General features: G+C 67.5%; 11 protein-coding genes. 4 read left to right on the top strand and 7 right to left on the bottom strand.

The features are described from left to right. The first annotated feature begins 22 nt into the window (after nt 1-22). Nucleotides 23-2269 (top strand): VacB/RNase II family 3'-5' exoribonuclease, encoded by a 2247-nt coding sequence (locus BRX43_RS06740; RefSeq protein WP_125994091.1) that lies wholly within the window; start codon nt 23-25, stop codon nt 2267-2269. 283 nt (nt 2270-2552) lie between these two features. Here the strand turns inward: BRX43_RS06740 and BRX43_RS06745 are convergent, their stop codons facing one another. Further along, nucleotides 2553-4370: an ABC transporter transmembrane domain-containing protein gene (locus BRX43_RS06745; RefSeq protein WP_125994092.1), complete on the bottom strand. Its 1818-nt coding sequence runs from the start codon at nt 4368-4370 to the stop codon at nt 2553-2555. 156 nt (nt 4371-4526) lie between these two features. Between BRX43_RS06745 and phaZ the strand changes: the two genes are divergently transcribed. Further along, on the top strand, nt 4527-5756 hold the full coding sequence (phaZ, locus tag BRX43_RS06750) for a polyhydroxyalkanoate depolymerase (protein WP_125994093.1): 1230 nt from the start codon (nt 4527-4529) through the stop codon (nt 5754-5756). An 82-nt stretch (nt 5757-5838) separates the two neighbouring features. On the opposite strand, the gene BRX43_RS06755 is transcribed toward phaZ, so the two are convergent. From BRX43_RS06755 to BRX43_RS06780, 6 genes are all read right to left on the bottom strand, one after another. Continuing rightward, nucleotides 5839-6321, bottom strand: a complete 483-nt coding sequence (locus tag BRX43_RS06755; RefSeq protein ID WP_125994094.1) for a pyridoxamine 5'-phosphate oxidase family protein — start codon at nt 6319-6321, stop codon at nt 5839-5841. Between the two features lie 144 nt (nt 6322-6465). Beyond that, nucleotides 6466-7641 (bottom strand): acetyl-CoA C-acyltransferase, encoded by a 1176-nt coding sequence (locus BRX43_RS06760; RefSeq protein ID WP_125994095.1) that lies wholly within the window; start codon nt 7639-7641, stop codon nt 6466-6468. 41 nt (nt 7642-7682) lie between these two features. Then, nucleotides 7683-8138, bottom strand: coding sequence for a MaoC family dehydratase (locus BRX43_RS06765; RefSeq protein ID WP_125994096.1), 456 nt, complete (start codon nt 8136-8138; stop codon nt 7683-7685). Between the two features lie 182 nt (nt 8139-8320). After that, nucleotides 8321-9109, bottom strand: a complete 789-nt coding sequence (locus BRX43_RS06770) for a hypothetical protein (protein ID WP_125994097.1) — start codon at nt 9107-9109, stop codon at nt 8321-8323. A gap of 79 nt (nt 9110-9188) precedes the next feature. Next, nucleotides 9189-10370, bottom strand: a complete 1182-nt coding sequence (locus BRX43_RS06775; protein WP_125994098.1) for a mechanosensitive ion channel family protein — start codon at nt 10368-10370, stop codon at nt 9189-9191. A gap of 24 nt (nt 10371-10394) precedes the next feature. Next, nucleotides 10395-11393 (bottom strand): DNA topoisomerase IB, encoded by a 999-nt coding sequence (locus tag BRX43_RS06780; RefSeq protein ID WP_125994099.1) that lies wholly within the window; start codon nt 11391-11393, stop codon nt 10395-10397. A gap of 110 nt (nt 11394-11503) precedes the next feature. Between BRX43_RS06780 and BRX43_RS06785 the strand changes: the two genes are divergently transcribed. Together BRX43_RS06785 and BRX43_RS06790 are read left to right on the top strand one after the other, a co-directional pair. After that, nucleotides 11504-12055 (top strand): type 1 glutamine amidotransferase domain-containing protein, encoded by a 552-nt coding sequence (locus BRX43_RS06785; protein ID WP_125994100.1) that lies wholly within the window; start codon nt 11504-11506, stop codon nt 12053-12055. Nucleotides 12056-12194: 139 nt separating this feature from the next. After that, complete coding sequence (locus tag BRX43_RS06790; RefSeq protein ID WP_125994101.1) at nt 12195-12959, top strand: hypothetical protein; 765 nt, start codon at nt 12195-12197, stop codon at nt 12957-12959. Nucleotides 12960-13054: the final 95 nt, after the last annotated feature.

A 13054-nucleotide genomic window follows, 5' to 3' on the forward strand; every position in this document is an offset into this window, starting at 1 on the left:
TCCGCATCCCTATCTGATGGGGATGCGAAAGCCTTCCCCCGGCCTGCCCGATGCGCAGCAGGTACTCGATTTCATCCAGTCCGCCGACATGCCCGTGGGCAAGCGCGAGATCGCCCGCGCCTTCGGCCTGACCGCCCAGCAGAAGATCGGGCTGAAGGCGCTGCTCAAGGACATGGCCGATGAGGGGCTGATCGACGGGGCGGGCGGCCGTGCCTTCCACCGCATGGGCGGGGTGCCCAAGGTGACGGTGCTGCGCATCGCCGATGTCGATGACGGCGGCAATGTCTGGGCGGTGCCGGACCAGTGGGAGGCGGAGACGCCGGCCCCCCGCCTGCGGGTGCGCGAGCGCAAGCGCGGGGCGCTGGGCATCGGCCAGCGTATCCTGGCCCGCACCGAGGAGGCAGGCTCGGGCTGGATCGCGCATCCGATGAAGGTGCTGGCGCGATCGTCCGAACAGGTGCTGGGCGTGCTGCGCGGCGAGGGCGACCGGCTGTGGCTGACCGGCGTGGAGAAGAAGGACCGGCGCGAATATCCCGTGTCCGACGCGGGCGGCGCACAGGCGGGCGACTTGGTGATGTGCGAGCTCGCCGGCCGGCCGCCGCGCATCACCGTGCGCGTGGTCGAGCGATTGGGCGATCCCTTCGCGCCGCGCAGCTTCTCGCTGATCGCGATCCACAAGCTCGGCATCCCCGACGTCTTCTCCGACGCGGTGCTGGACGATGCGACGCGCTCGGCGGCGCGGCCGCTGGGCGAGGGGCGCGAGGATCTGCGCCACCTGCCGATCGTCGCGATCGATCCCGCCGATGCGCGCGACCATGACGACGCGGTCTGGGCGGCGCCCGACGACGATCCGGCCAATGCGGGCGGGTGGAAGGCGATCGTCGCGATCGCCGATGTCAGCTATTATGTCCGTCCGGCCAGTCCGCTCGACGTGGAGGCGCGCAAGCGGGGCAATTCGGTCTATTTCCCCGACCGGGTCGTGCCGATGCTGCCCGAGATCCTGTCGGCGGACGTGTGTTCGCTGAAGGAGGGCGAGGATCGTGCGGCGCTCGCCTGTCACTTGCAGGTGACGAAGAGCGGGGCGCTGAAAGGCTGGCGCTTCACCCGCGCGCTGGTCCGGATCGCGGCGAACATGGCCTATGAGGAGGCGCAGGCCGCGATCGACGGCACCGGCACCGCCGATTGGGACATCGGCTTGGTCGATACAGCGCTTCGGCCGCTCTGGGACTGCTGGCGGGCGCTGGCCAAGGCGCGGGATGCGCGCGAGCCGCTCGACCTCGACCTGCCCGAACGACGGGTGGTGCTGGACGAGAAGGGGCGCATCCTCTCGGTCGCGCCGCGTGCGCGGCTGGATGCGCACCGGCTGATCGAGGATTACATGATCGCCGCCAACGTCGCCGCCGCCAAGGCGCTGGAGGCGAAGAAGGCCCCGGTCATGTACCGTGTCCACGAAGCGCCCGCGCGCGAGAAGCTTTCCGCATTGAAGGATTATCTGGAGACTTATGGCGTCGCCTTCGCACTGGGCCAGGTGATCCGGCCGGCGACGTTCAACCATGTCCTCGATCGGATCGGCGCGGCGGTTTTCCGCCCGCAGGTGATGGAGCAGGTGCTGCGCACCCAGACCCAGGCCTATTATGCGCCCGCCAATCACGGCCATTTCGGCCTGTCGCTGGGCAGCTACGCGCATTTCACCTCCCCGATCCGCCGCTATGCCGATCTGGTCGTCCACCGGGCGTTGGTCGGCGCCTATGGGCTGGGCGAGGGCGGATTGCTGCCCGAGGCGGCGGACATGGAACGGATCGGCGAGGGGATCAGCCAGCTCGAACGCCGGGCGATGGAGGCGGAGCGCGACACGATCGACCGCTATGTCGCCGCCTACCTCTCCGAGCATGTCGGCGAGGAGGTCGATGCGCGGATCACCGGCGTGCAGGCCTTCGGCTTCTTCGCGACGGTGGAGGGCGTCGGCGGCGACGGGTTGATGCCGGTGCGCGAACTCGGCGCCGAGTATTTCCATTATGACGAAGCCGGCCGGCGGCTGATCGGCGAGAGCAGCGGCGATGTCTATGCTCTGGGGCAAAGGCTGCGGCTTACGCTGGCGGATGCCAATCCGGTGTCGGGCGCGTTGCGCTTCGACCTGCCGGGCGGGGGCGGGGGTGGTTATGCGGCGTCGCTCGGGCGGAATGACCGGGGCGGCAAGGCCAAGGCGCCGCGCGTGCTCAAGCGGCGGGGGCGGCCGGGCAATATCCGGCACCAGGGACGCAAGCGCTAGTGGCGCGCCGAGCCTGATGTAGCACGCGTCTGGAGCATCATCCGGCTGCGGCAGATAGGCCGGCGTGCCGCGCGATTTTCCCAAACCTCGGGCGAACAGGCCGGACAGGCCTGGGCTGCTGCGCATGCAGAAGCCTGGAGCCAGGCAAAGCAACGCCTTTTGGGTGTCCGTAACCCCGGGGCTCCTGCGTCTGCGGGGGCATGGTGGCGATTTCTGCGACGGTCCCGCATACCACTGGGAGGATTTTCTCCGCGTCCTCGTCCGAGCGATGGTCCCTACGCCGTCAGGCGTCGTGGAATTGCAGGCTGGCGAGACGGGCGTAGAGACCGCTTTGCGCGATCAGCTCGCCATGTGTGCCCTGTTCGACGATGCGGCCTTCGTCCATCACGATGATCCGCCCCGCCGCGCGGACCGTCGCGAGCCGGTGCGCGATGACCAGGGTGGTCCGCTCCGTCATCAGTCGCTCCAGCGCCTGCTGCACGAGCCGTTCGCTCTCCGCGTCGAGCGCGCTGGTCGCCTCGTCGAGCAGCAGGATCGGCGAGTCGCGGAGCAGGGCGCGGGCGATGGTGATCCGCTGGCGCTGCCCGCCCGACAGGCGCGCGCCGCCCTCGCCCAGATAGGTGTCGAGACCGTCCGGCAGGCGGCGCAGGAACTCGGCGGCGTTGGCGGCCTCGGCGGCGGCCCAGAGCGCGTCGTCGTCCGCGTCCCAGCGGCCATAGCGGAGATTGTCGCGGGCCGAGGCGGCGAAGATCACCGTCTCCTGCGGCACCATGGCGATGCGCGCGCGCAGCTCCGCCGGATCGGCCTCGGTCAGCGGCACGTCGTCGACCAGCACTCGGCCGGCTAGCGGGTCGTAGAAGCGCTCGGCGAGCTGGAACAGCGTCGACTTGCCCGCGCCGGAGGGGCCGACCACGGCCACCGTCTCGCCCGGTCGTACGTCGAGCGTGAAGTCGTGCAGCGCCGCCATGTCGGGCCGGGTGGGGTAGCGGAACTCGACGCCCTCGAACCGCAGGCCTCCACGTGCGGGCACGGGCAGCGCGACCGGCCGGGCGGGCGCGGCGATCGCCGGCACCTCGCGCAGCAGTTCGGACAGGCGGCTGGCCGCGCCCGCGCCGCGCAGCAGGTCGCCGTAAACCTCGGTCAGCGCGCCGAACGCCCCGGCGACGATGCCGCCGGTCAGCACGAAGGCAGCGATCGATCCGCCCGACAGGCGTCCGGCGGCGACGTCGACCGCCCCCTCCCACAGCACCAGCGTGATCGATCCGAAGACCAGCGCGATGACGATCGCGGTCATGCCGGCGCGCAGCGCGTTGCGCCGGCGCGCGGCGTCGAACGTCGCCTCCACCGCCGTGCCGAAGCGGCCGGCCTCGCGCCCCTCCTGCCCGAAGGCTTGGACGATTCGCATCGCGCCCAGCACCTCGGTGGTCAGCGTGCCGACCTCCGCCACCCGGTCCTGCGAGGTGCGCGAATGATTGCGGACGCGGCGGCCGAGCAGAGTCATCGGCAGCACGATCAGCGGGATGCCGATCAACAGCAGCCCGGCTAGCTTGGGCGAGATGACGAACAGATAGATCATCCCGCCGACGCCGGTGAAGGCGTTGCGCAACGCGATCGACACGGTGCCGCCGACGATCATCTCGATCAGCGCGGTGTCCGAGGTGAGGCGCGAGGCGATCTCGGACGGCCGGTTCTCCTCGAAGAAGCGCGGCGACAGGCGCAACAGGTTGCGCTGCACCTCCAGCCGGATATCGGCCACCACCCGCTCGCCCATCCACGACACGAAATAGAAGCGGATCGCGGTGGCGACCGCCAGCACCGCGACGATCATCAGCAGATAATGGAAGGAAGAGGCGAGGGAGGCCGTCTCGCTGGTCGTGTTGCCGAAGCCGCGATCGATCACCCGCTTGAAGCCATAGGGTATTCCGACCGTCGCCGCCGAGGTGGTGACCAGCGCCGCGCCGGCGATGGCGATGCGGCCGGGATAGCGGCGGGCATGGTGCCAGACCATCGACAGGTCACCCAGCCGGCGACGCTCGGGGCCTTTCGCCGCATCCTCCCGCTGGTCGGGGGAGCCGATGGGCGGGCGGGGAGTTCTAGCCATGATCCCCGCCTAGCAGTGGCTATCCGGCCGCTCAACGGGCAGGAAACGTCTATACGACCTGTGCGGCACCGCATGATCACCGCGCCGCCGGCCGCATTGCCAATCGGTCAGATTGCGTTACGGCTTTGGCAACCCAAATGGGGGTAAGGATACCCGATGCTCTACGACGCTTACGAAATGCAGCGCTCCATGCTCGCGGGTGCCAGCGCGATGGCCAATTTCGGTGCGGGCCTGCTCCAGAACCCGGCGAACCCGTTCGCCTATCTGGGCGGCGGCGCGATCGTGGGATCGGCGCTGGAGGTCTTCGCCCATGCCGCCGCACCGCGCGGCAAGCCCGCCTTCGGCCTCGACCATACCACGATCGACGGCCGCGACGTGGCGGTCGTCGAGGAGATCGTGCTGCGCAAGCCGTTCGGCCAGCTCAAGCGCTTCCGCCGCGAAGGCGTGGAGGGCGGCCCCAAGCTGCTGATCGTCGCCCCCATGTCGGGCCATTATGCCACGCTGCTGCGCGGCACGGTGGAACGGATGCTGCCCTTCGCCGACGTGCACATCACTGATTGGCGCGATGTGAAGCTGGTGCCTTTGAGCGACGGTCGCTTCGACCTGGACGATTATATCGACTATCTGGTCGAGTTCCTGGCGGCGATGGGCACGGACGACGCGCCGCGCTCGCACATGCTGGCGGTGTGCCAGCCCTCGGTGCCCGCCTATGCCGCCGCCGCGGTGATGAGCGCGGACCGGCATCCCAATCGCCCGCTGACGCTGACGATGATGGGTGGCCCCGTCGACACGCGCGAGGCGCCGACCGCCGTCAACACGCTGGCGACCGAGCGGCCCCATGCCTGGTTCCGCCAGAATGTGATCGTCACCGTGCCGATGACCTATCCAGGCGCGGGGCGGCAGGTCTATCCGGGCTTCCTCCAGCTTGCCGGCTTCATGTCGATGAACCTGGGCAACCACCTGATCAGCCATTGGGAGCTGTTCAAGCATCTGGTCCAGGGCGATGGCGACAGCGCGGAGGCGACCAAGCGCTTCTACGAGGAATATCGCTCGGTCTGCGACATGACCTCGGAATTCTATCTCCAGACGATCGAGACGGTGTTCCAGCGTCACGCCCTACCCAAGGGCGAGTATCTGCACCGCGGCAAGCGCGTCGATCCGGGCGCGATCACCGATATCGGCCTGCTCGCGATCGAGGGCGAGCGCGACGATATCTCCGGCCTGGGCCAGACGCGCGCGGCGCTGACGCTGGCGACCAATCTGCCCGCCGAGAAGAAGCGGTATCTGATGGCCGAGGGGGTCGGCCATTACGGCATCTTCAACGGTTCCAAGTGGCGCAACCGCATCGCGCCGGTATGCGAGGACTTCATGACCGCCAATGGCTGATCCGGCCGGCGGCCGCTGAGCCAAAAAAGGGGGCGGTGGCATCGACCACCGCCCCCTTTTTGTTTTTGCGTCAGTCCTTCGATCAGGCGATCGAGCCGACCACCGCATGGCTGGACGACTCATCGCCCCGGATCGTGCCGCCGAACAGCATCTTCACGCGACCGGACAGCGAGATGTCGGTCTCCCACAATTCCGCCGAGTCGATGTCGAAGCGGAGCAGCGCCAGGTTCGGGTCTTCCTTGCCGCCGGGAAACCAAGCCTCGACCTGGTTATTCCACAGCTTATCGATCTGCGCGCGGTCGTTCTGCTGGCTGAGCGTGCCCGCCATGCAGGCGAAGAAATCATGGCCCTTGCCGACAAACTGCGCCATCGCGTCGCCGCCCTTGGCCGCGCGATTATCCTTGCCGGCGAAGAAGAACAGCGTGTTGGGCTGGTCGTCATCGAGCTGCGCGGTCATCGGCTCGCTATGCTGGCCGTCCATCAGGCCGAGCATGACGAAGGGGCTGGCCTTCAGCTTGTCGATGAAGGTCGCGGCGATTTCCTGCGGGCTGTCGGTGTCGGCCATGGTCCGTCTCTCCTTTGATGCGTTCGCAAGGGGAAACGTGGCGGCGGGGGGTTGGTTGCGGCAGAGCAAGGCGTCGCCGTGGCCCACATGAAAAGAGCCCCGGCCGCCAGTGCGGGCGGGGCTCCGAAACCTACATTGCCGACATCACAGCACTTCGAACAACCCGGCTGCGCCCATGCCGCCGCCGACGCACATCGTCACCACGACATATTTCGCGCCGCGCCGCTTGCCCTCGATCAGCGCGTGGCCGGTCATGCGCGCGCCCGACATGCCATAGGGATGGCCGATCGAAATCGCGCCGCCATTGACGTTGAGCAGCTCGTTCGGAATGCCCAGCCTGTCGCGGCAATAGAGGACCTGCACCGCGAACGCCTCGTTCAGCTCCCACAGGCCGATATCGTCCATCGTGAGCCCGTTGCGCGCCAGCAGCTTGGGAATGGCGAAGACCGGGCCGATGCCCATCTCGTCCGGCTCGGTGCCCGCCACCGCCATGCCGACATAGCGACCGAGCGGGGCGAGGCCACGCCGCGCGGCTTCCTCTTCCGACATCAGCACCGAGGCGGATGCGCCGTCCGACAGCTGCGAGGCATTGCCGGCGGTGATCGTGCCGCCGTCGATCACCGTCTTCAGGCCCGACAGCCCCTCCAGCGTCGTATCGGCGCGATTGCCCTCATCCTTGGCGAGGGTGACCTCGTGATGCGATACCTCCTTGGTCGCCTTGTCCACCACCGCCATGGTCGCGGTGACGGGCACGATCTCGTCGTCGAACTTGCCAGCCGCCTGTGCCGCCGCCGTGCGCCGCTGCGACTGGAGGCCATATTCGTCCATCTGCTCGCGCGTGATGCCATAGCGTTTCGCGACCACCTCGGCGGTCTGGAGCATCGGCATGTAGATGTTCTGGTGCATCGCCAGCAGCTCAGGATCGGGTGCGACGTTCATCTTGGGGGTCTGGACCATGCTGATCGACTCGACGCCGCCGCCGATCGCGACATCCATGCCATCGATCATGATCTGCTTGGCGGCGGTGGCGATCGCCATCAGCCCGCTGGCGCATTGCCGGTCGACCGACATGCCTGCGACCGTGGTGGGCAGTCCGGCGCGCAACAACGACGTGCGGGCGATATTGGGCGACTGATAACCCTGCTGGAGCGCGGCCCCCCAGACGACATCATCCACGTCCTCACCAGAAAGGCCGGCGCGCTCGACGGCTGCGCGGATCGCATGGGCGGCGAGCGTCGGCGAGGGCAGGGCGTTGAACGCGCCGCGATAGGCGCGGCCGATCGGCGTGCGAGCGGTGGAGACGATGACGGCGGAGCGCATGGATGGCAATCCTCAAGGCTATGGGGGAAGGAAAAGCGAAATCAGGTGAAGGTCTGGCCGATCCACTCGGCGATCAGCGCGGGCTTGTCCTGCCCCTCGATCTCGACGGTGAAGGCGTGGGTGAGCTGATATTGGCCGGGCCGCTTCTCGATGAAGTCGACGAGGCGGAAGCGTCCGCGCACCCACGCCCCGGACCGGACGGGGGACAGGAAGCGGACGCTGTTGCCGCCATAGTTCACGCCCATCCGCGCACCCTCCAGCCGGGGCAGGTCGGTGCGGGCGGACAGCATCGGCATCATCGACAGCGTCAGGAAGCCATGGGCGATGGTGCCGCCGAACGGCGTCTCGGCCGCGCGGACCGGATCGACATGGATGAACTGGTCGTCGCCGGTCGCTTCGGCGAACCGGTCGATCATCGCCTGGGTGACCTCCACCCAGGCGGAGACATGCTCCGTGCCGATGCTCTCCTTCATCTGCGCGGGGGTGACCGTCGCCATGGCTCGTCCTGTCGTTGGGCGCTGCACTGCGCGCGCTCCTTCTAGGACGAGCTTTGCCGGGACTGCAAGCCTCGGCGCACCGTTCATTCAATTCCATCGAGCGTCGTAGCGGAAAGCATCAGGTTTGCCGCGCTCACGGACGAACCCGATATTCTAAAACCGGGAGTGCGACGTCCGATCCGCTATTTCAGCACCGCATTGCCCTGCGTATATTCGATCCGGATACGCACCCAGGCGCCGATCAGCGGCTTGCCGCCCAGGCGCGGCGGGCGCACGCGGAACTGCCACGCGGCAAGGCGCAGCGAGCGGGCGAAGCCGGAGCCGAGCGGAGACTCACCCAGCGATCGACAATTGTCGACATGGTAATCCTCGATCGTCCGGCAGGCGACCATGCCCCAGCCGGTCGGCGGCGCGTCGGCGGGCAGATAGCCGTTCAGCTCGCTGTTGCTGGGCTCGCGATACCATTCGGCATTGTAGAGCCGCTGTCCGCCCGATCCCTCGCCTGGCCCGTAGACGGAGCGACTGTCCTTGCCGTCGCCGGCCTCGCCGTCATTGTCGCCGGTACGGCCGCCGCCGGACCCCTGGACCTTGGCGAGGTCGAACGAGTCGAACAGCGCCTTGCTGTTCGGGATCACGCCCGGCGCAAAGGGGGGCGGCACGGGCGTTTCGACGGGCTTGGCCTGCGCCACGGGGCGGGGCGTGTCGACCTTGGCGGAGTCGCCGCTCTTTTGCGGTTGGACCTTGGCGGTCTTGCCCTGCGCCGCCGGCTTGGGAGCTTCGCCGCGATCGGGGAGCAGCGAGAAGCTGGTCGGCGGCTCTTCCGGCTTGCGCTCGCTCAGCGGGGGGGCGAGCCGGAGCAACAGCAGCAGGAGCAGCAGATGCGCCAATACCGTCAGGATGAACGCACCCGCGCGGCGACGCGGCGATGCGTCCGGACGATCGGGATCGGGCTGGAGATACGCCGAGCGCATGAGCGTGCCGGTTAGGGCGCGATCATGGCTGCGGCAAGGCGGTCAGGTGGCGGATGGCCTATTTGTCATCGAAGCCTGCTCAACGACTTGGGGCGTTCTCGACATGCACGGGCTGGACTTCCGGATAGGGCATGACGATCCGGCCGTCGGGCGCGGCTGTATAGGTGGTCTGGGTCGGATAGGGGATGCTGATTCCCTCACGGGCGAATCGGCGCATGATCGACACCACGATCCGGTCGCGCATCGGATGCGCCTTGTTCCAATCGTCGCCGGGCACGTCGAACAGCAGCGACAGGTCGATCGAACTCGCCCCGAACGTCTCGAAGCCGGCGCGCGCGACCGTGCCGCCCTCCGCCTCGACGATCTCGCGCAGGATCGCGGGAACGCGTTCCAGCAGATCGGGTGGCGTCTCATAGGCGACGCCGATGGTGAAGCCGATGCGGATATGATCGCGCACCGTGATGTTCTGGATCTCCTTGTCGAGCAATTGCCGGTTGGAGATGATGCGAAGCTCACCGGTATAGGCGCGGATGCGGGTGGACTTGAGGCCGATCCCCTCGATCACGCCGCTGGTCTGGTCGTAATTGACCTTGTCGCCCCGCCGGAAGGGCCGGTCGAAAATGATCGCCAATGCTGCGAACAGATCGGCGAAGATGCCCTGCGCCGCCAGGCCGATGGCGATGCCGCCGACGCCCAGGCCGGCGACCAGGCCGGTGACGTTGACGCCGAGATTGTCGAGCACCACGACCAAGGCGATCGCGAACAGCGCGAAGGTGACGAGCAGCCGGATCAGCCCCATCGCCGACAACAGGGCCTCGCCCTGGTAATTGGCGGCGGAGGTGCGGTGCTCGATCGATCCCAGGATCAGCTCGCGTGCCCAGAGCGCTGCCTGGAAGACGGCGGCGATGGTGAAGAGGAAGTTGATCGTGCTTTCGACCTGGGCCGGCGCGCCAGCATAGCCGACGACCAGCTTGGCGGCGAGCATGACGATGAAGATATTGCCGGTGCGCGACACGGTGCGGCCCAGCACGACGCCCCAGCCGGCGGCCCAATGCGGCCGGTCGCAGAGTTTCGCGCCGATCCGGCGCACGGCATGCAACGCCAGCACGATCACGGTGCCGATGGCGAAGGCGATCAGGATCTGCAGCCAATGCTCGCGCAGCCATTCGGTGGAGGCCGCGATCAGGCCGTGCGTCTGCGTCGACAGCGCCGCCGCGTCGAAGATCGGCTCCTGCGCATTGGCAGGCGGGGATTTGGACATGGAAACCTCGTCAGCGATACGGTGTCAGGCGGCGGCCGGTGGCGTGCCCGTCTCCAGGAAAGCGATCAGGCCGCGTTCGGTGCGGCTGAGATAGGCCCGTGAGCGGGGCAGGCGCAACGCCCGGCGGAACGCGGCCTGGCCGGTCTTGGTCAGCGCGATCAGCGCCGGATGGACATAGCTCTTGCGGGCGATGGCCGGCGTATTGCCCAGCCGCTCGACCACCGGCTCCAGCATCGCCTTGAGGCTCAGATCCTCCTCGGCCTCTGCGAGCGCCTCGAACGCCGCGACGCTCGCGCCCCAGGTGCGGAAATGCTTGGCGGTGAAGTCGCAGGCCGTCGCCGCCTTGATATAGGCGTTGACATCGGAGGAGGTGACCGGATGCGCCTCCCCCTCGGCATCGATCCAGGCGAACAGATGCTGGTCGTCCAGATCCTCCATCCGGCGCACCGTGGCGGCGAGTGCGCGGTCGGTGATCGCGACATCGCGCATCTTGCCCGACTTGCCCTTGTAGCGCAGCTTCAGCGTCGATCCCTTCACCGTGCCATGGCGTTTGCGCAGGGTGGTCGCACCGAACGACTGGTTGGCCTCGGCATAGGCCTCGTTGCCGACGCGCAGATGACCGATGTCGAGCAGGCGGACAACGGCGGCGACCGCACGCTCCTTGCACAGCCCACGGCGCTTCAGATCGGCCTCCACCTGCTTGCGCAGGCGGGGCAGGGCGGTGCCGAACTCGCAACACCGATCATATTTGGCGGCCTCCTGCGCGGCGCGGAAGTCGACATGATAGCGATATTGCTTGCGGCCCTTCTCGTCCCAGCCAATCGCCTGGATATGGCCATTCGCCTTGGGGCAGAACCAGGCGCGCTCATAGGCGGGGGGCAGGCCGATCGCGTTCAGTCGGGCGATCTCGTCCGCATCGGTGATCCGCTCGCCCGCCGCATCGCGATACTCCCACTGGTCGCGAACCTTGCGGCGGGTGATCCCGGATTTGGAATCATCACAGTAGACGATGCGCGCAACCACCCGGATCTCCTTCGTTCCCTTTGGCAAATGCGCGTCCGCCCGCCTTCGTTCCGGAACGGGCGCGGTCCGCGAGGGTTCTCGGCGACAGGTTCCCCCACAGGAGTAATGACATGGCCGACCTTTCCAACGCGCGCGTCCTGATGATCGCGGCCGATGGCTTCGAGACGGTGGAGTTGTTCGAGCCGAAAAAGGCGCTGGAAGCGGCGGGCGCCACCGTCACGCTCGCCTCGATCAAGCGCGATCCGATCCAGGGGATGGAGCAGGACATCAACAAGGCGGAGATGGCGACGCCCGACTTGACGCTGGCCGAGGTGGACACCGACGATTACGACGCGCTGGTCATTCCCGGCGGCACCTGCAACCCCGACAAGCTGCGCCTGGAAGAGCGGGCGGTGGAGATCGTCGCGGAGTTCATGGAGGACGACAAGATCGTCGCCGCCATCTGCCACGGCCCCTGGTTGCTGGCCGAGGCGGATGTGATCGACGGTCGGCGACTCACCAGCTATCCTTCGATTCGCACCGACCTGGAAAATGCCGGTGGCGAGGTCGTTGATGAAGAAGTGGTGATCGACGGCAATTTGATCACCAGCCGCAATCCGAATGATATTCCGGCCTTCAACCAGGCGATCCTGTCGGCGCTCGAAGAGGAAGTGTCGGAATAAACTAGATAATATATCCAAATTGCAGGACGGATCAACGCCGCCGGGCCCAACCGGCGGCGTTGGCCACAGGTGATTGCCACCATTGCCGTTTCACTTTTATTTACCATTTCCCGCAAGACATGGCATCGAAAGGTTTGCCATGCATCGTTTCCACCGCACGCCCCTGATCCGCACCCTGCCGTTCATCGCGGCCGGCCTGGCGTCGCTGATCGGTGCGGCCGTGGCGGCGGAGGTGCCGCCGGTGTGGATGGCGGCGGTAGTGCAACCGACGGGCGCATCGGATCTGGTACCGGTGCTGGGGACGGTGCGGGGGCTGACGGGTCTGGCGATGATCGTCACCGCGCTGCTGGTGGCCGGCTTCGTCTGGTCCAGCCTCTACCTGCTGTTTGGTCATGGTGGCGCCCTGGTGCGCAAGGGCAAGCGGGCGCGTGCCGCCGTGTGGGGTGCGGGTCTGGAGCCGTTTCCGGAGGAGGAACGGAGGCTGCCGCGCGATCTCGATCAGCCGCTATCGGCCTTCGACCCGGATGCCTTGCCCGTCGTGCCGTTGCAACCCGTGCCGATGCCGTCGCCGCCGCAACTCTGCGCCGCCAAGGGCGGTCGGGAGACGGAGGTGGACGAGGGGACAGGCGCGGTGGTCGCAGATCATGCGCCGGCCACAGCCGTCGATCCGGCGGAAGCCCCCGTCGATCTCTTGCCGATCGCCAGCCTACGCACTAGCGAGCCGCCGCGATTGGGCGAGGACGCGATCACCTATTTGCGTTCGGTGGACATGAACAACAACCTGTCCTCCTTCGGCAAACGCCATGTCCCAATGCCGGTTCCCGAGGAGCCCGGCGCGGAGCCGAGCATCGCCGCCCTGCTGGCGCGGCTGGAGCGGGGCGCCGCCGGGATGAAGCAGGGCTGATTGCCACGTATCGGGATGCCGAAACTACGAACGGCATGGTCAAATGAAGCAACAAGCCGGGCGATGTCGATCGAGCGCCCATACCCGACACACGA

It is taken from the genome of Sphingomonas sp. S-NIH.Pt15_0812 (assembly GCF_003951315.1).
In the GTDB taxonomy this organism is placed as follows: Bacteria; Pseudomonadota; Alphaproteobacteria; order Sphingomonadales; family Sphingomonadaceae; genus Sphingomonas.

What these genes read in the sequence shown, in the direction of transcription:
- BRX43_RS06765 (WP_125994096.1), bottom strand. Translation starts at nt 8,138, where the DNA reads ATGGCGACGGTCACCCCCGCGCAGATGAAGGAGAGCATCGGCACGGAG.
- BRX43_RS06760 (WP_125994095.1), bottom strand. Translation starts at nt 7,641, where the DNA reads ATGCGCTCCGCCGTCATCGTCTCCACCGCTCGCACGCCGATCGGCCGC.
- BRX43_RS06775 (WP_125994098.1), bottom strand. Translation starts at nt 10,370, where the DNA reads ATGTCCAAATCCCCGCCTGCCAATGCGCAGGAGCCGATCTTCGACGCG.
- BRX43_RS06755 (WP_125994094.1), bottom strand. Translation starts at nt 6,321, where the DNA reads ATGGCCGACACCGACAGCCCGCAGGAAATCGCCGCGACCTTCATCGAC.
- BRX43_RS06790 (WP_125994101.1), top strand. Translation starts at nt 12,195, where the DNA reads ATGCATCGTTTCCACCGCACGCCCCTGATCCGCACCCTGCCGTTCATC.
- BRX43_RS06770 (WP_125994097.1), bottom strand. Translation starts at nt 9,109, where the DNA reads ATGCGCTCGGCGTATCTCCAGCCCGATCCCGATCGTCCGGACGCATCG.
- BRX43_RS06740 (WP_125994091.1), top strand. Translation starts at nt 23, where the DNA reads ATGCGAAAGCCTTCCCCCGGCCTGCCCGATGCGCAGCAGGTACTCGAT.
- phaZ (WP_125994093.1), top strand. Translation starts at nt 4,527, where the DNA reads ATGCTCTACGACGCTTACGAAATGCAGCGCTCCATGCTCGCGGGTGCC.
- BRX43_RS06785 (WP_125994100.1), top strand. Translation starts at nt 11,504, where the DNA reads ATGGCCGACCTTTCCAACGCGCGCGTCCTGATGATCGCGGCCGATGGC.
- BRX43_RS06745 (WP_125994092.1), bottom strand. Translation starts at nt 4,370, where the DNA reads ATGGCTAGAACTCCCCGCCCGCCCATCGGCTCCCCCGACCAGCGGGAG.